This is a genomic window from Arthrobacter sp. SAFR-179, from assembly GCF_059414945.1.
On record NZ_JBPFDM010000004.1, the window covers coordinates 32,946 to 55,454 of the forward strand.

19 protein-coding genes and 1 pseudogene are annotated in these 22,509 nt (G+C 67.2%); 15 read left to right on the forward strand and 5 right to left on the reverse strand.

Annotated elements, in window-relative coordinates:
* Nucleotides 1-7 precede the first annotated feature (7 nt).
* The 5 genes and pseudogenes from ACR65K_RS08875 to ACR65K_RS08895 all read left to right on the forward strand — a co-directional run.
* A complete protein-coding gene (locus ACR65K_RS08875) occupies nt 8-2,692 on the forward strand; it encodes a bifunctional acetate--CoA ligase family protein/GNAT family N-acetyltransferase (protein ID WP_440152344.1) in 2,685 nt (894 codons plus the stop codon).
* Nucleotides 2,693-2,733: 41 nt separating this feature from the next.
* Nucleotides 2,734-3,477, forward strand: a complete 744-nt coding sequence (locus ACR65K_RS08880; RefSeq protein ID WP_056333264.1) for a DUF5998 family protein — start codon at nt 2,734-2,736, stop codon at nt 3,475-3,477.
* Between the two features lies 1 nt (nt 3,478).
* Nucleotides 3,479-4,717 carry an alkaline phosphatase family protein gene (locus ACR65K_RS08885; RefSeq protein WP_440152345.1) on the forward strand — a complete coding sequence of 413 codons (1,239 nt, stop codon included), beginning with the start codon at nt 3,479-3,481 and terminating at the stop codon, nt 4,715-4,717.
* Nucleotides 4,710-5,444 carry a thymidine kinase gene (locus tag ACR65K_RS08890; protein ID WP_440152346.1) on the forward strand — a complete coding sequence of 245 codons (735 nt, stop codon included), beginning with the start codon at nt 4,710-4,712 and terminating at the stop codon, nt 5,442-5,444. Before ACR65K_RS08885 ends, ACR65K_RS08890 begins: the two co-directional genes overlap by 8 nt.
* 48 nt (nt 5,445-5,492) lie before the next feature.
* A pseudogene (locus tag ACR65K_RS08895) lies at nt 5,493-5,957 on the forward strand (HNH endonuclease signature motif containing protein); the annotation flags it as partial.
* A 101-nt stretch (nt 5,958-6,058) separates the two neighbouring features.
* Here ACR65K_RS08895 and ACR65K_RS08900 read toward each other — a convergent pair.
* From ACR65K_RS08900 to ACR65K_RS08910, 3 genes are all read right to left on the reverse strand, one after another.
* Nucleotides 6,059-6,646 (reverse strand): dihydrofolate reductase family protein, encoded by a 588-nt coding sequence (locus tag ACR65K_RS08900; protein ID WP_440152347.1) that lies wholly within the window; start codon nt 6,644-6,646, stop codon nt 6,059-6,061.
* A gap of 108 nt (nt 6,647-6,754) precedes the next feature.
* Nucleotides 6,755-8,077, reverse strand: a complete 1,323-nt coding sequence (gene sepH, locus ACR65K_RS08905; RefSeq protein ID WP_440152348.1) for a septation protein SepH — start codon at nt 8,075-8,077, stop codon at nt 6,755-6,757.
* Between the two features lie 148 nt (nt 8,078-8,225).
* Complete coding sequence (locus tag ACR65K_RS08910; RefSeq protein ID WP_440152349.1) at nt 8,226-8,714, reverse strand: DUF3093 domain-containing protein; 489 nt, start codon at nt 8,712-8,714, stop codon at nt 8,226-8,228.
* Nucleotides 8,715-8,830: 116 nt separating this feature from the next.
* On the opposite strand from ACR65K_RS08910, the gene dut reads away from it, so the two are divergent.
* The 4 genes from dut to ACR65K_RS08930 all read left to right on the forward strand — a co-directional run bounded on the left by dut (nt 8,831) and on the right by ACR65K_RS08930 (nt 11,290).
* The gene (gene dut / locus ACR65K_RS08915) at nt 8,831-9,349 is read left to right on the forward strand and encodes a dUTP diphosphatase (RefSeq protein WP_440152350.1); all 519 of its coding nucleotides are present in this window, start codon (nt 8,831-8,833) and stop codon (nt 9,347-9,349) included.
* 105 nt (nt 9,350-9,454) lie between these two features.
* Complete coding sequence (locus ACR65K_RS08920; protein ID WP_056333283.1) at nt 9,455-10,168, forward strand: DUF3710 domain-containing protein; 714 nt, start codon at nt 9,455-9,457, stop codon at nt 10,166-10,168.
* Nucleotides 10,169-10,244: 76 nt separating this feature from the next.
* Nucleotides 10,245-10,523 (forward strand): hypothetical protein, encoded by a 279-nt coding sequence (locus ACR65K_RS08925; protein WP_082566744.1) that lies wholly within the window; start codon nt 10,245-10,247, stop codon nt 10,521-10,523.
* The gene (locus ACR65K_RS08930) at nt 10,520-11,290 is read left to right on the forward strand and encodes a DUF3159 domain-containing protein (RefSeq protein WP_440152351.1); all 771 of its coding nucleotides are present in this window, start codon (nt 10,520-10,522) and stop codon (nt 11,288-11,290) included. The genes ACR65K_RS08925 and ACR65K_RS08930 overlap by 4 nt, the downstream gene beginning before the upstream one ends.
* A 37-nt stretch (nt 11,291-11,327) precedes the next feature.
* Here ACR65K_RS08930 and ACR65K_RS08935 read toward each other — a convergent pair whose 3' ends face one another.
* Both ACR65K_RS08935 and ACR65K_RS08940 read right to left on the reverse strand, forming a co-directional pair.
* Nucleotides 11,328-12,083 carry a potassium channel family protein gene (locus tag ACR65K_RS08935; RefSeq protein WP_056333288.1) on the reverse strand — a complete coding sequence of 252 codons (756 nt, stop codon included), beginning with the start codon at nt 12,081-12,083 and terminating at the stop codon, nt 11,328-11,330.
* Nucleotides 12,080-12,754 carry a potassium channel family protein gene (locus tag ACR65K_RS08940; RefSeq protein WP_056333290.1) on the reverse strand — a complete coding sequence of 225 codons (675 nt, stop codon included), beginning with the start codon at nt 12,752-12,754 and terminating at the stop codon, nt 12,080-12,082. Before ACR65K_RS08940 ends, ACR65K_RS08935 begins: the two co-directional genes overlap by 4 nt.
* Before the next feature lie 118 nt (nt 12,755-12,872).
* Between ACR65K_RS08940 and ACR65K_RS08945 the strand changes: the two genes are divergently transcribed.
* The 6 genes from ACR65K_RS08945 to ACR65K_RS08970 all read left to right on the forward strand — a co-directional run bounded on the left by ACR65K_RS08945 (nt 12,873) and on the right by ACR65K_RS08970 (nt 22,500).
* Nucleotides 12,873-14,849 carry an APC family permease gene (locus ACR65K_RS08945; RefSeq protein ID WP_440152353.1) on the forward strand — a complete coding sequence of 659 codons (1,977 nt, stop codon included), beginning with the start codon at nt 12,873-12,875 and terminating at the stop codon, nt 14,847-14,849.
* Entirely contained in the window at nt 14,846-16,234 is a 1,389-nt protein-coding gene (locus tag ACR65K_RS08950; RefSeq protein ID WP_440152354.1) for a class I SAM-dependent RNA methyltransferase, read from the forward strand. Before ACR65K_RS08945 ends, ACR65K_RS08950 begins: the two co-directional genes overlap by 4 nt.
* A 165-nt stretch (nt 16,235-16,399) precedes the next feature.
* The gene (locus ACR65K_RS08955) at nt 16,400-19,225 is read left to right on the forward strand and encodes an aconitate hydratase (protein ID WP_440152356.1); all 2,826 of its coding nucleotides are present in this window, start codon (nt 16,400-16,402) and stop codon (nt 19,223-19,225) included.
* 130 nt (nt 19,226-19,355) lie between these two features.
* On the forward strand, nt 19,356-21,329 hold the full coding sequence (gene dxs, locus ACR65K_RS08960) for a 1-deoxy-D-xylulose-5-phosphate synthase (RefSeq protein WP_440152358.1): 1,974 nt from the start codon (nt 19,356-19,358) through the stop codon (nt 21,327-21,329).
* The gene (locus tag ACR65K_RS08965) at nt 21,326-21,943 is read left to right on the forward strand and encodes a DUF402 domain-containing protein (RefSeq protein WP_200946238.1); all 618 of its coding nucleotides are present in this window, start codon (nt 21,326-21,328) and stop codon (nt 21,941-21,943) included. Before dxs ends, ACR65K_RS08965 begins: the two co-directional genes overlap by 4 nt.
* Nucleotides 21,940-22,500, forward strand: coding sequence for a hypothetical protein (locus ACR65K_RS08970; protein WP_056333306.1), 561 nt, complete (start codon nt 21,940-21,942; stop codon nt 22,498-22,500). The genes ACR65K_RS08965 and ACR65K_RS08970 overlap by 4 nt, the downstream gene beginning before the upstream one ends.
* Nucleotides 22,501-22,509: the final 9 nt, after the last annotated feature.

The following is a 22,509-nucleotide window of genomic DNA, read 5'->3' on the forward strand; positions in this document are numbered from 1 at the left end:
TAAGCCTATGGTGGATCAGCCCGGGGACGGCGAATATCCGGAACATTGGGAAGCCGATGTCGTCCTGCGCGACGGCGGGACAGCGCACCTGCGGCCCATCCACCCGTCGGACGCGGACGCGGTGCAGGCCTTCCACACCGGACAGTCGCAGAACTCAATCTACATGCGCTTCTTTGCCTTCAAGGCAAGGTTGTCCGCCAAGGAGCTCAAGCGCTTCACGGAAGTGGACTACAAGGACCGGGTGGCGTTCGTCATCACCATCCATGGGGAAATCATCGGGATTGGCCGGTATGACCGGCTTGCCGATCCCACCGAGGCAGAGGTCGCCTTCAACATCGCCGACGCCCACCAGGGGAGGGGCATCGGGTCAATCCTCCTGGAGCACCTGGCCGCCGCTGCGCACGAAAACGGGATCCGGAAGTTCACCGCCGAGGTCTTGCCGGAAAACCGCAAGATGCTGATGGTCTTCTCCGACGCCGGCTACGACGTCAAGCGCCACTTCGACGACGGCGTCGTGTCCCTCGAGTTCAACATCGACCCCACCGAGAAATCACGCGCCGTGATGGAATCCCGCGAGCACCGCGCCGAGGCGAGGAGCGTCCGGGAGCTGCTGGCGCCGTCGTCCGTTGCCGTGATCGGTGCCAGCCGCAAGTGGGGCACCGTGGGGTACCAGCTGCTGGAGCACATCATCGAGGGCGGCTTCCACGGCTCCGTGTACGCCATCAACCCCGAAGCGCTGGAGCTGGCGGGGATGATGTCCTACGGCAAGCTCTCCGAAGTTCCCGAACCCGTCCAGCTGGCCATCATCGCCGTCCCCTACGAGGAAGTGGCCGGCGTCGTGGCTGAGTGTGCCGCAGCGGGGGTCAAGGGCGTGGTGATTGCCTCGGCAGGCTTCGCGGACGACGGCGGGCGGGGCCTTCTGCGCCAGCGCGCCCTGGTGCGCCAGGCCAGGGCCAACGGGATGCGGGTGATCGGCCCCGCATCGCTGGGCATCGTCAACACCCACCCGGACGTGTCCCTGAATGCCTCGATGGCACCCACCATGCCGCGCCGCGGCGGCCTGGGCCTGTTCAGCCAGTCGGCGGCCATCGGCGTCTCGCTCTACGCCGCTTCCAGCCGGCGCCGGCTGGGACTGTCCAGCCTCCTCTCGGCAGGCAACAGGGCCGACGTCTCCGGCAACGACATGATGCAGTACTGGGAGGACGACGCCGATACCTCCGCGGTGGGCCTGTATCTGGAGTCGATCGGCAACCCGCGCAAGTTCTCCCGCATCGCGCGCCGCCTGGCGCGCACCAAGCCGGTCATCGTGGCCAAGTCGGACACCATGGGACTCCGCCTGCCGCCCGGACACGCTGTCCGGACCACCCAGGCGCCGGCCGGGGCGCTGGATGCCATGCTGCGCCAGTCGGGCGTGATCCGGGTGGAAACGGTGGAACAGCTGGTGGATGTGGCCCAGGTGGTATCAGGACAGCCGTTGCCCGCAGGACCGGACGTGGCGATCTTCAGCAACTCCCAGGCGCTGGGGAACGTCGTGGCGGACAGCGCCGCAGCCCATGGGCTGGGAGTGGCCCGGGTGGTTTCCGGACTGGACCTCGATGCCGGCCAGTCCGTGGCCCTGCCCGCACTGCGGAAGGCCCTCCTTGACGCCCTGGCCTCGGATGCCGTGCACGCCGCCGTCGCCGCGCTGCTGCCGGCCCGCGGGCTGACTGCCGACGCCGTGGCACAGGTCCTGGCGGAATGTTCGGCCAGTGCCGGGAAGCCGGTGGTGGCAGCATTCACCGGCATCCTGGACCCCGCCATCAACGTGGAAGGCCTGGTGGGGGCGGAGGGCTGTACCGTCCCGTGCTTTTCCAACCCCGGCGCCGCCGTGGCCGCGCTCGCGGCCGTGGTCAGGTACGCGGAGTGGGCGGCGCGCGACCAGGGGCAGTTCGTCGAACCCGCCGGCTGCGACCCCCGGCAGGCAGAGGCCGAACTCGACGCGCTGCTCGGGGACGTCACGGGTGAACAGCTTAAGCAGCTGGACCCGGCCGCGGCTGCGTCCCTGCTGGGGCATTACGGCATCTCCGTCCTGCCCTCTGCCGGCTTCACCACCCCGGACGAGGCCGTGGCGGCGGCAGACGCACTGGGCTGGCCGGTGGTCCTGAAAACCACCGACCCCGCGCTGCGGCACCGGCTGGACCTTGGCGGGGTGCGCCTCGGCATCGAGGACGCGGAATCGCTGCGGCTCAACATCGAACAGATGCGGCGGGCGCTCGCCGCCTACGGCGATCCGGTCCTGGAAGTCCAGGCGATGGCGCCCGTGGGCCAGGCCTGTACCTTCCGCGCCATCGAGGATCCGCTGCTGGGCCCGGTCATCTCGTTCGGCCTCGCCGGCGACGCCGTCAACCTCCTGGATGACTGGTCTCACCGGGTACCGCCGCTCTCCGCGGCGGACGTCCACGATTTCGTCCGGGCCCCCAGGGCATCCCGGAAGCTCTTCGGCTACCAGGGCTTGCCGGCCGTGGACGTGCAGGCGCTGGAGGACCTGGCCGCGCGGCTGGCCTGGATGAAGGACAACCATCCGGAGATCGCGCTGGTGGAATTTAACCCAGTTTTGTGCGGCACCTCAGGGGTCACCATCCTCGCCGCCGACGTGCGCATCGGCAACGCCGCGCAGCGCACCGACAGCGCCCGCCGGGCCATGCTGGGCTGACGCGGTTAGCAAGTGACCGGACGATCTGTGAAAATGGGGGCATGAGCTTCCAGCCTCCCGCTTCGGCGCCCGAAACGCCCGGAAATGAAAACCAGGCAGTCCGCCAGCACAGCTCACACAACCACGGAATCCAGGGCCAGAGCCTGGAAGATGCGCTGCAGAAGGCAGGGTTCTACCCGCGCCTGGTGTCCGATGTCGTCGATGACGCGCTGGACGGCCGCGACTGCGTGGCCCACCTGGTGCACCTGGAAACCCACTTTGACCGTGCGGAGGTGCGCCGCCACATCACCGTGCTGGTCCTTACCGCTGACATGCTGGTGATCACCCACGTGGACGACCAGCAGCTGGACGAGGCGGGGGAGCAGATCGTCGCCCAGATCTCCACCGAGTCCGTGCCCGTGGCCCAGATCCGGTCCGTGGTGCTGAGCTACATGTACGCCCAGCCGCAGAACTACAAGCCCTCGGACCCGGTCCGGGAACTCACCTTGTCCATTGCCTGGTCCGGCGGCCAGCGGCTGGACATGGGTCCGGCCAGCTGCGGCGATCCGCAGTGCGAAGCGGACCACGGCTACACCGGAACCATTGCCCAGGAAGACATCGTGCTGCGCATCAGTGCCGAGGCTGACGGGCTGCAGGCAGTGCAGGACGCCAAGCTCTTCGCCCGGGCCCTGCGGGCCGTCAACACCGGCTCCGCAACTCCCGTATCCCACGCCCAGTCCATGGCGCCGCGGCCTCGTGCCGGCGTGTTCGGCAACCGGCTCAGCCGCGGGCACCAGCAGCGCTGAGATGCCGGAAGAACGCCACTCCGCCCTCCAGGAAACCGCAGCCACCGGCCGCACTCCCGACCTTCCAGCCGCACCCGCCTACGGACAGCGTTCCGTCGCGGAAGTCCTCACCAGCGCCGCCGCCAGCATCGGCGTGGAGGACTTCACCAACGCCTTGGGATTCCCGGCCGCCTCACGGGTTTGCATAGTCCTCGCTGACGGACTGGGCCGGAACCTGCTGAAGCAGAAGGCGGCCCACACACCCTTCCTGCGGTCCGTTATGCAGGCCGGGCAGGGCGAGGTCCCCGTGTGGCTGGATTCCGCCTTCCCCTCCACCACGGCGGCGGCATTGTCCAGCTTTGGGACCGGCCTTCCTGCGGGCCAGCACGGCATGGTGGGCTATGACGTCCTGGACCCCGGCCAGGACAAGGTGGTCAACCTGTTGGGGAACTGGGATCCGGGCGTGGACCCGGCCACGTGGCAGCCTTTTCCCACCGTCTTCGAACAAATCGCCCAGCAGGTGGATGTCAGCACCGTCAGCCTCGCCCAGTTCGACGGCTCGCCCATGACCCGCGCCGCGCTCCGGGGCGGCAGGTTCATCTCCGGGACCACCGCGCACGCGCGCACGGCGGCAGCTGCCGAGGCCATGGCAGGGTCCGGCCCGTCCCTCATGTACTTCTACGTCAATGAGCTGGACAAGGCGGGCCACCGTTACGGCTGCCGTTCCGAGCAGTGGGAACACCAGCTGGAAGAGCTCGATGCCACGGTCAAGCGGCTCAACTCCTCGCTCCCCGCCGGGACCACCATTGTGCTCACCGCGGACCACGGGATGCTGGATGTCCCGGAAACCCAGCGGATTGATTTTTCCACCCATCCGGAGCTGGTGGACGGCGTCCGCCACACGGCCGGGGAACCGCGCATGGTGCACCTGTACCTGGACCACGCGGACCTGGCAGCGGATGCAGGCGTGCGGGACAGGCTGCTTGCTGCATGGAAGGCGCGGTTCGGTGACCGCGTTTGGGCCTTCACACGCGAGGAAGCCATTGCCGGGGGACTCTTTGGTGACGTCCGGCCCGCTGTTGCGGGCAGGATCGGTGACGTGATGATCGCGGCGCGTGACGCCGTCGCGCTTTACGACGGACGGCGGATGCGGCCCACCGCCATGGAAGTGGTGGGCCAGCACGGCTCGCTGACCAAGGCGGAGCGGGAGGTCCCGCTGCTGTGTTTCACGGCTGAGGGAAGGAACCGCCGGCGTGGCTGAACTCATCTTCTTCTCCGGCACCATGGACTGCGGCAAATCCACCCTGGCCCTGCAGATGGACTACAACCACCGGGCCCGCGGCCGCGGCGGCGTGCGCTTCAGCCGCAACGACCGGGCCGGAGAGTCCCGGATCTCAAGCCGGCTGGGCCTGGAGACGGACGCCGTGGAGGTGGTGGACAGCACCGACTTCTGGGAGGAAGTCATGTTTCGCCGCACGCAGGGTCAGCGCGTTGACTACCTGATCTGCGACGAAGCCCAGTTTTACACCCCGGAGCAGGTGGAGCAGCTGGCCAAGGTGGTGGACGAAATCGACGTCGACGTTTTTGCCTTCGGCATCACGGCGGACTTCCGCACCCGGCTGTTCCCCGGTTCACAACGGCTCATCGAGCTTGCCGACCGCGTGCAGGTGCTCCAGGTGGAGGCGCTGTGCTGGTGCGGGCGGCGCGCCACGCACAACGCCAGGACGGTCGACGGCGTGATGGTCACCGAGGGTGCGCAGGTAGTGGTGGGTGACGTGGACATGGTGGTGGAGGCTCCCGCCGCCCCGGAAGCCGCTGGGCATTTGCCGGTGGTGGGCTACGAGACGCTGTGCCGGCGCCACTTCATGCGGCGGGTGACGGCGCACGGCGCCAGCCTGATGGCCCAGCAGGACCAGTTGCTGCCGTTCGACGTGGATGCCTGCCTGTGGCGGGGTTCGGGCGGACCGGGGGAGAACCGCGGAACCTAGGCTTCACGGCGCGTCGCTCTGGACACGGATGGCCGCGGATAGGGCCGGCTGGTTGCCGACGGGGCGGACTCGTTCCACCGGGTCCTGGTGGACCCGCGGGACGGGGCGCCGCTGGAGATTGGCAGGACCAGCTACCGAATCACGAAAGCGATGCGGAACTGGTTGCGGATGCGGGACGGCAAGTGCCCGTTCCCCGGGTGCAGCAACAACTCCCTGGACAACGAGGCCGACCACATCCTCGCCTGGCATAAGGGTGGCACTACCGGCGTCAGCAATTTGGGACAGCCCTGCCCGAAACACCATAAGCTCCGGCACACCACCGGCTGGAAACCCACCCCGGCCAGCAAAAGCGAACCACCCGGCTGGACCTCACCCACCGGCCGCCACTACGCCAGCGAACATCAGGACTGGGAGCCACCAAAGTTGCCGCGATGTTCACCAACACTTGCGCGACCGCAACCTGAAGAACGAAGCCTCCTCGAAGACGCGCTCATCGAATTCCTCGCTTCGTGACGCCAAACTTCTGCACCTCTGGCCGCGGACCTCAGTTGGCAGCAGCGAAGTGGGCGGCGGGTCTCAGTGAGTTCTGGGCGCCTACTAACTGCGCGGGCGTTCTACTGGGAAACGCGGCGGTAGCGGATGTGGGTGGCCAGCGGCGAGTGGAGCACCTCGACGGGCTCGAAACCGAAGGATTTAACGCCGTCGAAAATCCGTTCCCCTGAACCGAGCAGGACCGGGGCGATGTCGAGGGTGAGTTCGTCAACCACGCCGGCGGCCAGCGCCTGCCGGACTGTGGAGGCTCCGCCGGCGATATCCACGCCGTTGTTCCCGGCGGCTTCCCGGGCTGCAGCGTAGGCTGCGTCGAAGCCGCCGGTGATGAAGTGGAAGGTGGTCCCGCCCTCCATCTGGATGGGGGCGTGGGGATGATGCGTCAGAACGAAGACGGGGGCGTGGTACGGCGGTTCGGCGCCCCACCAACCGCTCCATTCCTCATCCCAGTCCCCGCGGATGGGGCCGAACATGTTCCGGCCCATCACATATGCGCCACGCGGGCGCATGAGCCATTCGTTGGCCACCTTGTCGGCATCGTTCGCCCGGGGGTCGCCGATGTGCCAGGCATGCAGTTCCAGCCCCCGCCGGCCCAGCGGGTTGTCCCGGCTCTGGTCCGGCCCGGCGACGAAACCGTCGAGCGAGATTGACATGTGGCAGGTTGTGTCAGGCACCGCAAACCTCCTGGTGTTGGTGCCTTGCGTGCGGCACGTGCTGGGCAGCGTAGCACGTGACCTAAGCCATAAGGGAGCCTGGGACGGCTAGTCGCTCCGGGTACCGAAAACGATCTCATCCCAGGACGGTACGCTGGACCGCTTGGGCCGTGCAGGCCGTTCCGGCGCCTCAGTCTCCGGCAGCTGTCCGGTGGAGGGGGAAGCGTCGTCCTGCTTTGCGGCCGGGCGCCGGGGATTGCTGCCGAGCAGTTCATCCAGCCCGGCTCCGCCGGACGTTCCGGAACCTGCCGCGGGAGTGGACCCGGAGGGTTTCTGCGGGGACGCCGCAATGGTGATTTCCCTCGTGTCGGTGCTCACGCCGTCGTGAAGCCGCAACCCATCATCGTGGTTGTCGCGGTGCGGCGGAATGAGGCTGAGCCTGGACAGCATGGAAGGCCTGGTGTCCCTGCGCTTGATGAAGGAGTCTCCCTGGGCTGCCGGCGCTTCCCGCTGGTCATCCTGCGGTTCCGGCTCCTCTGCCTCAGGTTCGGCCGGCACCTCGGAAGGGCGGGGGTGGGCGGCGGGCACGCCATGCGTGAGCAGCAGCGCCAGGGCGTCGTCCGAGTCCTCATCCACGCCCAGCCGCTGGCCGCGGCGGGACCGGAGCATGTCCAGGAGGCCATCGGACTCCTTGCCGGAATCCGGGGCGGGCCCTCCCTGGGCACCGGACGGGGTCCTGGCCGCATCCGCGTCAGTCTCGAAATCAAAGGGGCGGTCGGAAACCGCGGTGAGCCGGCGGGCAGGAACGGGTCCGTCCAGCGGCTCAAGTTCGCTCAGCTGCTGCGCCCAGCGGTTGGTGTTCTGCAGTGACTTCCGCCCCGGATTGAAGGTCCACAGCGCGGGAGGCTCCTCGCCAATGCCAGAGGTGCCGCCGGACTTGGCCTCAAAGCTTGCCGACACAGTCCATGTCCCGTCCTGGCGCCGCCAGGAGTCCCACTCCACTGTTGCTGGGTCGATGCCGTGGGCGGAGAGACGGTGGGCCACCATGTCGTCCAGCGTGGCCGGGTTGTCACCGAAAGCGGAACGGTAGATGTCGTGGCCGGGGGAGGGCGCCGCGACTTCGACTTTCCGCGCCTGCTGGGCAACGTATTCGCGCTCGGCGAGGACCGGGCCCTCGTAGCGCTCAACCTTGGCCAGCGGCATTCCGGACAGTTCAGCCACGTCCGCAGCTGTCGCTCCGGCGCGAATCCGCGCCTGGATGTCCCTTGGCGACATGGGAACGGCGGGCCGTTCCGCCCGCGGCTTGGCCGTGGACCTGCTGGCCGTCCTGAGGGCCTCATCGATCGGCAGCTGGAACATCTCGCCGCCGGCCCCGCTCAACAGGAGATGCGTCCCGTCGTCGTGCACGCCTACAAGCCGTAGATCCTGCATACAAATCCTCCACCCTGGCATTACTATCAATCGAAACTCTGCCACCCGGCGGCGGGGAATTGGCTCAAGGAGCAGGGCGCGCCGTGATTTTCCGCTGGAACCAGGCCGGAAAGGCGGGTTCAGGCTACGGCCAGGCAGCCCGGCAGCGTCAGCGCCGGGCCAGGGCGGCCGTCAGCTGATCCGGATGGCGCGTTGAGGCCAGCCAGTAGGGGGTCCGGTCGGCGGGGTCGGTAATCTCGATCTTCACGACCGGGTCGATCCAGCCACGGATGCACAGGTAAGCGAGCCCGTTAAGCCGGGTGCCCCGTTCCGCCGTCGCCTCGCCGGCCTCGAAGTGCTCCACGGCGCCGACAAAACGTCGTTCAATGGTGGCCCTGCCAACGGTGAGGGTGTCCGCCGTGACCATGATGACGGGGGTGGAAAGAACCAGGAGGACAGTGATGATGGCGAAGAGCACCAATGCAGCGGTGAAGCCCGCCGCCATGCTGATCGGGGCGAAAACCAGGATGCCCGCTGCGGAGACGCCGGCTGCGATAATCCAGATCCAGGCATTCGGCCACAGCTTCTCCCTGTAGATGACAGCTGTCCCGGTAGAGGGTGTGCTGGGAACGGACGCAGGCGGGCTTGAATCGGGCATGGCCCCAGCTTTCCACCTTTGGCCCGCTATTTCACCTTGGGACAGGCATCCCCGCCCGGCTTCAGGCGGCGGCCTCCCTAGGAGTGATTTGGGGGCGCGGGTTAGAGTGAGTGACTGTGACTGATCATCCCGCCACGGTAGACCTTGTCCCGGACGCAGCAATGCCCGCCCCCGCAGCTCCCACCCTGCAGGTCCAGTTGAAAATGCTGGATCCGGAACTGGAGGCGCCGTCCTATGCACATCCGGGCGACGCCGGTGCAGACCTCCGGGCCCGTGAGGACGTGGTCCTGATGCCCGGGGAACGCAAACTGGTTCCCACCGGCGTCGCCATCGCACTTCCTTACGGGTTCGTGGCGCTGATCCACCCCCGGTCGGGCCTGGCCACCAAGCACGGCCTGACCATCGTGAACGCCCCCGGCACCGTTGATGCCGGCTACCGGGGCGAGATCTCGGTAACGCTGCTGAACACCGATTCGTCCCAGCCGATAGAGCTCCGGCGCGGCGATAGAATTGCCCAAATGGTCATCCAGCGGGTGGAGCATGCCCAATTCATTCCTGTCAGCGAACTGAGCGGATCCGTGCGCGGCGCGGCCGGCTTCGGCTCCACCGGCGGGTTCAACGTCCCCGGAGCCTGACCTTAGGCTGCACCGCTGCCGCGCCGGCATGCACGACGGCGGAACCCCCAATGTTCCGGCGGCAGGTTTCAGGACTGGCACATTTTCAGAATTAAGGAGTCACCCATGGTCTTTGGGTTCGGCAGGAAAGATAAAAAGGAAGAGCCGGCAGAGCCGGCCGACGAGCTCACCGTTGCGGAGGGCGAAGAAAGCGCATCCGCCACCGGCGCCCGCCGCCAGGACGGACCTTTCGACGAGGCCGAGATCAGCGGCCGGGACGGCTATGTGGACCTTGGCGCCCTGCTGATCACGCCCAGCGAGGGCCTCCAGCTCCGCCTCGAGGTGGAAGAGGCCACGCAGCGGGTGGTGGCAGTGACCCTGGACCTCAACGGCTCCAGCCTTCAGCTGCAGGCCTTCGCGGCGCCCAAGACCGAGACCCTGTGGGACGAGATCCGCGAACAGATCGGCCAGTCGGTGGGTGCGCAGGGCGGCCAGGTTGAAGAGGTGGACGGGGCTTTCGGTACCGAACTCGTGGCCAAGCTGCCCGCCGGGCTACCGGACGGCAGCCAGGGCTACCGCGTGGCGCGCTTCATCGGCGTCGATGGTCCCCGCTGGTTCCTGCGCGGCGTCTTGGGCGGACCTGCGGCGCTGGAGCGCCCCGCCGCGGAACCGCTGGAGGCACTGTTCCGGCAGGTGGTGGTGGTCCGCGGTGACAGCCCCATGCCGCCGCGCGACCTCCTGCAGCTGAGGCTGCCCAAGGACGCATCCGCCACTCCTCCGCCCGCCGCGCCCACCCTGGAGGAGCCCGAACGTGGTCCCGAAATTACCCAGATCGGCTGAACCTCCCCACGACAACCCGGTCCAGGCGTCCGGGGGGATCACCCCGCTGGGGCAACTTCCGGACAAGGGACGCGTCATGTGCCAGGGGCATGTTGAGTCAGTAACCTTTGTTCCTGCGGACCGGACCCCGGAATTCAGCGCCATCCTTTCCGAGGATGATGCCGGGCGTCCCGCCCCGGGTCCGAGGCGGGGCAGGCCGCCGAGGCTCCGGGTCGTCTGGCTGGGCCGCCACCGTGTGCCCGGCATCGAAGCAGGCGCGCAGATCCGGGTTGAGGGGATGCTGGCCCGGGGCAAAGACGTGCCCACCATCTTCAATCCCCGCTACGAGATACTGTCCCGCCAGGAGCACGAATGACCGCCCAAGAGCCCGAACAACAGCCTTCCGGTCCTGCACAGCCGGGCGGAGCACAGCAGGGCACGCCGCAGGTTCCCGGTCCGTCCCCGGTTGCGGGGCTCGCTGCCGGGTACGCCGCAAAGGCCGGGCTCCACCGCACCCACGACGGCCGGGTGGACGTCCTGCGCAGCGCCGGGGGAGTGCAGGGCATTGCCGAGAGCATCGTTCCCGGCCTCGTGTTCCTGGTGGCGTTCACCATCACCCGCGAGCTCACGCTGTCCCTGGTGGCAGCACTGGCATCCGCGGCCGTGTTCACGGTTGTCCGCCTGATGCAGCGGCGCCCCCTCACCCAGGCCCTGGCGGGCGTGGTGGGCGTGGGCATTTCCGCCTGGCTGGCCAACACCACCGGCAAGGCCGAGGACTTCTACCTGCCCGGGTTCTTCACGAATGCCGCCTACATCCTGGCCATGGTCATCTCAATTGCCGTCAAGTGGCCGGTGGCCGGGCTCCTCTTCGGATTCATCCGCAACGAAGGGGTGGAGTGGCGCAAGAACCCTGACCGCGTCAGGGCGTACCGCCTGGGCACCTGGATCATCGTGGCTGTCCTGGCGCTCCGGCTCATCGTGCAGGTGCCCCTCTACCTGATGGGCACGGACGGACTGGCTGCCCTCGCAACCACCCGCCTCATTATGGGGGCCCCGCTGTACATCCTCGGAGTCTGGGTGGCCTGGCTGGTGACCCGGCCTGCGGCGGCGGAACCTGAAGCCGGCGCAGACCAGACCGCGTGACGCCCAGGTGCGCTGCGGCACGGGTGCGGCGGCGGACCTAGCCGTCGAAACCGTCGTCGTCCTGAGCGTGCCCGTGGCTGCCGGCGGCAGCGGGCTGGGCACTGTCCGCAGCCTCACCGGTCTCGATGCTGCCGGGGGCGGAGGAGAGCAGCTCCCGGAGCCCGTCCTCAGCGGCGATGGTGGTGACGAAGAAGAGCTCGTCGCCGCCGTCGATCACGTCGTCCCGGCTGGGCGTGATGGGTGCCTGGTCCCGCAGGATCGCCACCAGCGTGGCGTCCTCCGGCCAGTGGATGTCGCCCACGGTCATGCCGATGACGTGGGAATCGTGCGGAACCGTAAATTCCACCAGGGAAGCCACACCCGTCTGCAGCGTCAGCAGGCGGACCAGGTCGCCAATCTCCACCGCCTCCTCCACCAGGGCGGTCATCAGCTGCGGGGTGTTCACGGCCACGTCGACGCCCCATGAATCATTGAACATCCAGTCGTTCTTCGGGTTGTTCACCCGGCCCACAGTGCGCCCGACCCCAAACTCGGTCTTGGCCAGCAGGGACACCACCAGATTCACCTTGTCGTCGCCCGTGGCGGAGACCACCACGTCCGCGTCCTCCACCTTGGCCCCCTGGAGTGTGGAGAGCTCGCAGGCGTCACCCACCAGCCAGTGGGCGCCCCGCAGGCCGCTGCGCCCGATCACCTCGGGTTTGAGGTCGATCAGGAGGATCTCGTGCTTGTGCGCCAGCAGCTCCCTGGCGATGGAGGATCCGACGCTGCCGGCGCCGACAATAACGACTTTCACTGGTACTCCTTGGCGGGGGCTTTGGCGAGGATCTGGGCGATCTGGGCGCTGCGGTCCACCTGCAGCATGGCGTGCACGGTGTCGCCGTCCTGGTAGGCGGTCCCGGCGTCGGGCAGCAGGCCCTCGCCGAAGCGGGTCAGGTACGCCACGCGGACGTCGGCAGCCTTCTCAATGCTGCTGACGCGGTGCCCGACCCAGCCGGCGTCGAGTTCCAGCTCGGCGAGGACGAGGCGTCCGGAGGGCTCGCGGAAGTCGCCTGCGAGGTGCTGTTCGGGAAGGATGCGGCGCAGCACCTGGTCGGCACTCCACCGGACCGCGGCCACCGTGGGAATGCCCAGGCGCTGGTAGATCTCGGCCCGTCCCGGGTCATAGATCCTGGCGACGACATGCGGCACGTGGAAGGTCTCACGGGCAACGCGGGTGGCCAGAATGTTGGAGTTGTCACCGCTGGAGACGGCGGCGAAGGCGTAGGCCTCAGCCACCCCCGCCTGCTTGAGGGTGTCCCGGTCAAAGCCAACGCCGGTGACTTTCCGTCCGGTAAAGCCCTGGCGGAGCCGGCGGAAGGCGCGGTCGTCCTGGTCGATGATGGCCACGGAATGCCCGGCATCCTCCAGCGTGTGCGCCAGCGTTGCCCCCACCCGGCCACATCCCATGATCACGAAATGCGCCACCGTATCTCCTCCATATGTAAGTCAGGATCGTGCAGCTAGAACTCTACCGGCACGGCCCTTGTTCGGCCTGGCCCGCGCCCGTCATGACATCGTCCGTGATTCAGACTAGCTTTGTGGGGTGTTGACAATACTGAACGCCGTCAAACGCGTGCTGGTGGGCCGGCCGTTCCGGAACGACCGGTTGGCCCATACCCTGCTTCCCAAGAAGATCGCACTGCCGATCTTCGCCTCCGACGCCCTTTCCTCCGTAGCCTACGCGCCGGACGAGATCCTCCTGACCCTTGCCCTTGCAGGCGTCAGCGCCGTGGCCATCTCGCCGCTGGTGGGCCTGGCCGTGATGGTGGTCCTGCTGACCGTCGTCGCTTCCTACCGGCAAAACGTCCACGCGTACCCGTCAGGCGGCGGTGACTACGAGATCGCCAACGTGAACCTGGGCAAGTACGCCGGCCTGACAGTGGCCTCGGCCCTCCTGGTGGACTACGTCTTGACGGTGGCCGTGTCCATGTCCTCGGCAGCGGCGTACCTCACCACTGCCGTACCATCGCTGCACGGTGAGCAGGCCGTCATCGCCACCATCGGCGTCGTCATCCTTGCCCTGGTCAACCTGCGCGGCATCAAGGAAGCGGGCAGCGTCTTCGCTGTCCCCACCTACATCTTCATGGCATCCATTTTTGGCATGACCGCGGTGGGCGTATTCCAGGCGGCAACGGGGACACTCGGGGAGGCGCCCTCCGCGGCCTTTACCATCGTCCCGGCAGAGGGCTTCGACCAGGGCCTTGTAGGCCTGGCCGGTGCCTTCCTGCTCCTCCGGGCCTTCTCCTCGGGCGCCGCGGCGCTCACCGGCGTGGAAGCGATCAGCAACGGCGTCCCCAACTTCCAGCACCCCAAGAGCAAGAACGCGGCCACCACGCTGCTGCTCCTGGGCATGATCGGCGCGGCAATGCTGGCCGGCATCATCTACCTGGCCAACGCCACCAAGGTCCACATCGTGCTGGACCCCGCCACGGAATTCCTGCTGAACGGAAACCCCCTGCCGGAGGGATACGTCCAGAACCCCGCCATCAGCCAGATCGCCCAGACCATCTTCGGCGCCGGCTCGATTCCGTTCTACATCGTGGTGGCCGCTACCGGCGTCATCCTGGTGTTCGCATCCAACACCGCCTTCAACGGCTTCCCGGTCCTGGGCTCCATCCTGGCCCAGGACGGCTACCTGCCCCGCCAGCTCCGGACCCGCGGCGACAGGCTCGCGTTCAGCAACGGTGTGCTGGCCCTCGCGGCGGGCGCCCTGGTGCTCATCATCTCGTTCGACGCGGACGTCACCAAGCTCATCCAGCTCTACATTGTGGGAGTCTTCATCTCCTTCACCCTCAGCCAGCTCGGCATGATCCGGCACTGGGGGCGCGAGCTGAAGCTCGCCAAGGACAAGGCCGTCCGGCGCCGGATGATGAAGTCCCGCACCATCAACAGCATCGGCTTCGGCATGACGGCGCTGGTGCTGGTCATCGTCCTGATCACCAAGTTCGAGCAGGGCGCCTGGATCGCCCTGCTGGCCATGTTCATCCTGTTCCTGATCATGTGGAGCATCCGGGCGCACTACGACAACGTGGCCAAGGAACTTGCGGTGGACGAGGACTCCTCGCCCCGGGCCCTGCCCACCCGGGTGCACGCCGTGCTGCTGGTGTCGCACGTCCGCAAGCCCGTCCTGCGCGCGCTGGCGTATGCACGTGCGTCCAGGCCCTCCCGGCTGGACGCCATCACGGTGGACATCGACCAGGAGGAAACGGCACATACCATCGCCGACTGGGAAAAGCTCGAAATCCCCGTCCCGCTGACCGTCCTCGCCAGCCCTTACCGCGAGACCGTCACGCCCATCATGGACTACATCAAGCAGATGCGCCTGGACTCCCCGCGGGACCTCATCGTGGTCTACATCCCGGAATACGTGGTGGGCAAGTGGTGGGAGCAGCTGGTGCACAACCAGACCGCGCTGCGCATCAAGACCCGCCTGCACTTTGAACCGGGGGTCATGGTGGCCAGCGTTCCCTGGCAGCTCAAATCATCCGAAGAAGCAAAGAACCTCCAGGACGTGCAGTGACCACAAGAACTTCCACCAACGCCCCGCAGGCACCCGAAACCGCCGGCCATGCAGGCGAAGAGGCGGTGCTGGACGTCGGGCCCGTAGCCCATGGCGGGCACTGTGTGGCGCGCCACGGGGGCAGGGTGGTCTTTGTCCGGCACGCCGTTCCGGGGGAGAAAGTCCGGGTGCGGCTCACCGACGCAGGAGACGACGCGAAGTTCTGGCGGGCGGATGTGATCGAGGTGCTTGAGGCTTCCCCGGACCGGGTGGAGCACTTTTGGCGCCCGGCGGATTCCCCCCGGGCATGGAGCCACGGCCACCCGCCGGTGGGAGGTGCCGAGTTCGGGCACATGACGCTGGCAAAGCAGCGCAGCCTGAAGGCCGACGTCCTGGCAGAACAGCTCACGCGGCTGGCCGGCTTTGAGCAGGTGCCGCCCGCCTGGACCGGCGGCGTGGAAGCCGTGGGGGAGAACCACGACGGCGGCAGCGGGCTCGGGTGGCGCACACGGGCCAGCTTTTCGGTCACCCCCGGGGGCAGGCTGGGCATGCACGCGCACCGCTCCAACCACATCATCCCCATTCGGGAGATGCCCCTGGCCAGCGACGCCATCAACGCCCTGCGCCTGTGGGACCTGGACCTCCAGGGCATCGAGCGGGTCGAGGTGGCGGCTCCGGCCAACGGGTCCCGGCCCCTGGTGCTCCTGGCCCCGGCGCCCGGAACCAGGGACAAACGGCTGCGGGCAATCGCTGCGGGAGTGCCGGAGGATGCCTCGGTCGCGGTCTTTGATCCGCTGACGGGCAGTGTGACCCAGCTCCGGGGGCGGACCTGGGTACAGGAATCCGCGGTGGGCCACGACTACCGGGTCACCGGGGAGGGCTTCTGGCAAATCCACCGCGACGCGCCCGGGACGCTTGTGGGGGCTGTCACAGAATTCCTGCGGGAGGGCGACTTCCTGCACGCCGGGGCCGTGGTTGCCGACCTCTACGCCGGCGCCGGCCTCTTCACCGCAGTCTTGGCCGACGCCGTGGGGGAGACGGGGTCCGTGCTGTCGGTCGAGGGGGCGCCGGGAACCAGCCGGGACGCCCGGAAGAACCTGCACTCGGCACCCCAGGTGGAGGTGGTCCAGGGCCGCGTGGAGCGGGTCCTGCGCCAGAAACCGCGGAACTTCGACGCCCTGCTCCTGGACCCGCCCCGGGCCGGAGCCGGGAAAGCCGTCGTCGGCCAGCTCGTTGCGTCGCAACCCCGGGCCATCGCGTATGTGTCCTGCGACCCGGCGTCGTTTGCACGTGACCTGGGTTACTTCCGCCGCTCAGGGTGGGACCTGGCCGGACTCCGGGCCTTCGACCTGTACCCCCATACCCACCACCTCGAGACGGTGGCACTGCTGGCTCCGGCTCCATGATGCCGCGGGGGTTTTGGACTACGATGGCCGTAGTAGTCCCACGTCGCGCCCGTATTCTCGGCCGGCCGTGTGCAATTTTCGGGCCCTGTAACTACTTAGGGCGTCCTAACTAGCAGGCGGTCAACCGCGCGACAAAGATGAAACTGTTGCGAGAGGAGTCCTGCGATGAGCACTGTGGACAGCTTCGGTTCAAAAGGCAAACTTAATGTAGCCGGAACCGAATACGAAATTTTCCGGTTGAACTCCGTTGAAGGTGCAGAAGCCCTTCCGTTCAGCCTCAAGGTATTGCTTGAAAACCTGTTGAGGACAGAGGACGGCGCGAACATCACTGACGATCACGTCCGCGCCTTGGCAGGCTGGGATCCGAATGCGGAACCCGATACAGAAATCCAGTTCACGCCGGCACGCGTGATCATGCAGGACTTCACCGGCGTTCCCTGCGTGGTTGACCTTGCCACCATGCGTGAAGCGGTCAAGGACCTGGGCGGGGACCCCAAGCGGGTCAACCCTCTGGCACCGGCCGAGATGGTCATCGACCACTCAGTGCAGATCGATGCCTTCGGCAACTCCGGCGCACTGGAGCGCAACATGGAGATCGAATACCAGCGCAATGGTGAGCGCTACCAGTTCCTGCGCTGGGGCCAGACCGCATTCGACGACTTCAAGGTGGTTCCCCCGGGAACCGGCATTGTGCACCAGGTCAACATTGAATACCTGGCCCGCACCGTGATGACCCGCGAGGTGGACGGTGCGCTCCGCGCCTACCCCGACACCTGCGTCGGCACCGACTCGCACACCACCATGGTCAACGGCTTGGGCGTGCTGGGCTGGGGCGTGGGCGGCATTGAAGCCGAGGCAGCAATGCTCGGCCAGCCCGTCTCCATGCTGATTCCGCGCGTCGTGGGCTTCAAGCTCAGCGGCAGCATCCCCGCCGGTGCCACCGCAACCGACGTGGTGCTGACCATCACCGAAATGCTGCGCAAGCACGGCGTTGTGGGCAAGTTCGTCGAATTCTACGGCGAAGGTGTCGCAGCGGTGCCGCTGGCCAACCGCGCCACCATCGGCAACATGAGCCCCGAGTTCGGTTCCACCGCCGCCATGTTCCCCATCGACGACGTCACCCTTGACTACCTGCGCCTCACCGGCCGGTCCGAGCAGAACGTCGCCCTGGTGGAGGCCTACGCCAAGGAACAGGGCCTGTGGCACGACGCGTCCCGCGACATCAAGTTCTCGGAGTACCTGGAACTGGACCTGTCCACCGTTGTCCCGTCCATCGCCGGCCCCAAGCGCCCGCAGGACCGCATTGAGCTGACCGAGGCCAAGGACGAGTTCCGCCACGACCTGCTCAACTACGTCTCGCACGACGCCAACGCGGGAACCCTGGACGAGTCCCTGGAGGAGTCCTTCCCGGCTTCGGACGCGCCGTCCTTCACCGGTGGTGCAACCCACATCTCCGACACGGACCGTGAACCGCCGAAGTACTCGGCAGCACACGGCGGCGCGGGGCGTATCTCCAACCCGGTCCCCGTGAAGATGGCTGACGGCCGCGAGTTCGAACTGGACCACGGCGCGGTCACCATCGCCTCCATCACGTCCTGCACCAACACGTCCAACCCCTCGGTCATGCTGGCCGCCGCCGTCCTGGCGCGCAACGCCGTCGAAAAGGGCCTCACCGCCAAGCCGTGGGTCAAGACCTCCGTTGCCCCGGGCTCGAAGGTTGTCACGGACTACTACGAGAAGTCCGGCCTGACCCCGTACCTGGAGAAGCTGGGCTTCTACATCGTGGGCTACGGCTGCGCCACCTGCATCGGCAACTCCGGTCCGCTGGAAGCTGAGATTTCCGAGGCCGTCCAGGCCAACGATCTGGCCGTCGCCGCCGTCCTGTCCGGCAACCGCAACTTCGAAGGCCGGATCAACCCGGACGTCAAGATGAACTACCTGGCTTCCCCGCCGCTGGTCATCGCCTACGCCCTGGCCGGTTCCATGGACTTCGACTTCGAAACCGACGCCCTCGGCAAGGATGAGGCCGGCAACGACGTCTTCCTGAAGGACATCTGGCCCAACCCTGTTGAGGTCCAGCAGGTCATCGATTCCTCGATTGACAAGGAAATGTTCGCCAAGGGCTACGAGGGCGTCTTCGACGGGGACGACCGTTGGAAGGCCCTGGACACCCCGGCCGGCGACACCTTCGCCTGGGATCCAAACTCCACGTACGTCCGGAAGCCCCCGTACTTCGAGGGCATGCAGGCGAAGCCGGAGCCGGTCAAGGACATCACGGGCGCCCGCGTGCTGCTGAAGCTCGGCGACTCCGTCACCACCGACCACATCTCCCCGGCCGGTTCGTTCAAGTCCGACACCCCTGCCGGCCAGTACCTGCTGGCCAACGGCGTGGAGCGCAAGGACTTCAACTCCTACGGCTCACGGCGTGGCAACCACGAGGTGATGATCCGCGGTACGTTCGCGAACATCCGCATCAAGAACCAGCTCCTGGACGGCGTTGAGGGTGGCTTCACCCGCGACTTCACCCAGGCTGACGGCCCGCAGGCCTACGTCTACGACGCCGCGCAGAACTACCAGGCAGCCGGCACTCCGCTGGTGGTCCTGGCGGGCAAGGAGTACGGTTCCGGATCATCGCGCGACTGGGCTGCCAAGGGCACCGCACTGCTGGGCGTCAAGGCCGTCGTCGCCGAGAGCTACGAGCGCATCCACCGCTCCAACCTCATCGGCATGGGCGTCCTGCCGCTGCAGTACCCGGCCGGCGAGAACGCTGCCAGCCTGGGCCTGGCCGGCACGGAAACCTTCTCGGTGGAGGGCGTCACCGCCCTCAACGAGGGCACCACGCCCAAGACCCTGAAGGTTACCGCCACCGCAGAGGACGGCTCCTCGAAGTCGTTCGACGCCGTCCTGCGCATCGATACCCCGGGTGAAGCGGACTACTACCGCAACGGCGGCATCCTGCAGTACGTGCTGCGCCAGATCTCCGCGAACTAGCGGTTTCTGCCCAGCAGGCAACATCCTCCCGAAGCCCCGGCCGGTCACCGACCAGCCGGGGCTTCGGCTTTGCAGTCAAAACCAAGGCGTTAGAGTTAAACGGCACGTCTACCACCCGAAGGAGGGGTCATTGGGAATCTTGGACACCATCCGGAATCCGCAGGACCTGAACGAGTTGACCGAGGAACAGCTGGCACAGCTGGCCTCGGAGATCAGGGAGTTCCTGATCACGAACGTTTCCCAGACGGGCGGCCACCTCGGACCCAACCTCGGCGTCGTGGAACTGACGCTGGCCGTGCACCGCATTTTCGAGTCTCCCCGCGACAGCATCGTCTTCGACACGGGCCACCAGTCCTACGTCCATAAGCTGCTGACCGGGCGCCAGGACTTCAGCACCCTCCGCCAGGAAGGCGGGCTCTCCGGCTATCCCGCCAGGGCCGAGTCAGAGCACGACATCGTCGAGAGCTCCCACGCCTCCTCCTCCCTGTCCTGGGCCGACGGTATCTCCCGCGCCCGCCAGCTCACCGGGGAAGGCGACCGCCACGTCGTTGCCGTCGTTGGCGATGGCGCGCTCACCGGCGGGATGGCGTGGGAAGCCATCAACAACATCGCCGCGGACAAGAAGCGCCGCGTCGTCATCGTGGTCAACGACAATGGCCGCTCCTACGCCCCCACTGTCGGCGGATTCGCCGACTACCTTGCCTCGCTGCGCCCCACCATTGACTCCTTCCGCGCCGCGCCCGCCTATGAGGTGGCACTGGACTGGTGGAAGAAGAAGCTCCAGAACGGCGGCCCCATGGGCCAGTTCACGTACAAGAGCCTGCACGCCATGAAGAAGGGCATCAAGGACTGGTGGGCGCCGCAGGGCATGTTCGAGGACCTCGGCATGAAGTACATAGGCCCCGTGGACGGCCACAACCTCCAGGCCATGGAACACGCCCTCTCCACCGCCAGGAACTACGGCGGCCCGGTCATTGTGCACGCCATGACGGAGAAGGGGCACGGCTACGCCCCCGCCCGCGCCCATGAAGCCGACCAGTTCCACGCGGTGGGCATCATCGATCCGGAAACCGGCGAACCAACCGGCAGCGGCGGGGCACAGTCCTGGACCTCCGTGTTCGCCGACGAAATCGCAGCCATCTCGGACGAGCGCGACGACATCGTGGGCATCACCGGGGCCATGCTGATTCCGGTGGGCCTGCACAAGTTCGCAGCCAAGCACCCTGAGCGCGTCATCGACGTCGGCATCGCCGAGCAGCATGCGCTCACCGCGGCCGCCGGCATGGCCTTCGGCGGGCTGCACCCGGTGGTGGCCGTCTACGCCACCTTCCTCAACCGTGCCTTCGACCAGCTGCTGATGGACGTCGCCCTCCATAAGGCCGGCGTCACCATCGTCCTGGACCGCGCGGGCGTGACCGGCCCGGACGGCGCCAGCCATCACGGCATGTGGGACATGGCCATGGTCCAGATCGTCCCGGGCCTGCACCTGGCCGCACCCCGCGACGCCACCAGGCTCCGCGAGGAACTGCGTGAGGCGGTGGCCATCAGCGATGCCCCCACCGTGGTCCGCTTTTCCAAGGGATCCGTGGGTCCGGCCGTGGAGGCGCTGGAACGCTTGAGCGACGGCGTGGACGTCCTGGCCCGCCGCCCCTCCGGTTCCACCGAGAACGACGTGCTGATCGTCAGCGTCGGCGCCATGTCAGAGCTGGCCCTCGACGTCGCCAACCGGCTCGGGGCGCAGGGCATCAGCACCACCGTGGTGGACCCACGCTGGGTCCTCCCGGTCCGCCGTTCCATCATTGCGCTGGCCTCCCACCACCGGCTGGTCATCTGCATCGAGGACGGCGTCCGCGCCGGCGGAGTCGGATCGCGCATCCGTCAGGAAATGCGTGCCGCAGGCGTGGACACCGCCCTGAATGAGGTGGGCCTGCCCGTGGAGTTCCTGGAGCACGGCACCCGCAACCAGGTGCTGGAGCGCGTTGGGCTGACCGCCCAACAGATCACGCACGACGTCGTCGCGCAGGTTTTGGGAACCAAGGTTCCGTTCGCGCGGCCCCTGCCCGGGCAGCAGCACCCCACCACCGGCAGCCTTCCGATCCTGTGAGGGACGAGGACGAGCTGAAGTACCCCGGACCCGCGGGGGAGTCCGGACCGGTCCTGCACACCACCACCACGCGTGTTCCCAATGGACTGCAGCCCGGACAGCTGGTGGTTTCCCGGAACCGGAAATGGAACGGCAAGGCGCACTGGGTGGTGCCGGGCCGGTACCTTGGCGAAGACCGGCACGGGTGGTGGATCTTCCAGGGCACCAACGAGTTCTGTTCCCGCCCCGGGGCCGCGTTCTACACGCGTTCCGACGCCGTCCTGCTGGTGCCGCGCCAGGGCGACTGGGTGGCCACGTTCTACGATTCTGCCCACCCGGGGGGCGTACGGGTGTACATCGACCTGGCGGTCGGCCACGAATGGACACAGATCCGGCCGGCCGTCACCGAGTTCCACGTCATCGACATGGACCTGGACGTCATCCGGACCGCTGACCGCGGCGTCTTCATCGACGACCAGGACGAATTCGCCGACCACAGCGTCTCCATGCGCTACCCGCAGCAACTGATCGAAGACATCCAGTCCTCCGCGGACACTCTGTACCACGCCGTGAAGGCACAGCAAGCTCCATTCGACGGCACCGACGTCGAATGGTTTACAAAAGGACGCACATGAGCGGCATTGTCAGGGTCTACAAGCGCGACGACGAGGGCACCCTCCACTTCCGGGAGGCCTGGTTCGATGAGGACTACTCGCAGTTCGTCATGAATTTCGGCGCTGTGGGGCACCAGAGCAAGACCGAGGAAACCGACGTTCCCGACGCTGCCGCCGCCGAGGGCCTCCTGGACGCCTTCGCAGCCCAATGCGCTGAGGACGGATTCGCCGAGATCCCCGCCGAGGAGCAGTTCTGGGTGGTGGCGCAGTTCGCGCTCAAGACCCGGGAAGGGACGGAGCGGGACCGCTACCTGGAGGAGAAGGCCACCGACGCCCTGATCAGCCACCTCGCCTGGCGGGGCCTTGGCACGGTGGAGCGTTCCGAATTCACGGACTACAAACTCAACATCTTCTGCCTTTGCCCGGATGTGAACAAGGCCGTGAATGCCATCAAGGTCTGCGCCCGCGGCGAAGACCTGGACTTCACCAAGCTCAGCATCGGTGCCGCCCCGTACAGCAACCCCGACCATTACAAACTCAAGCACTCAGCCAAGCCGGCCAGCAGCTTCACCCTCTAGGAGGCGTCC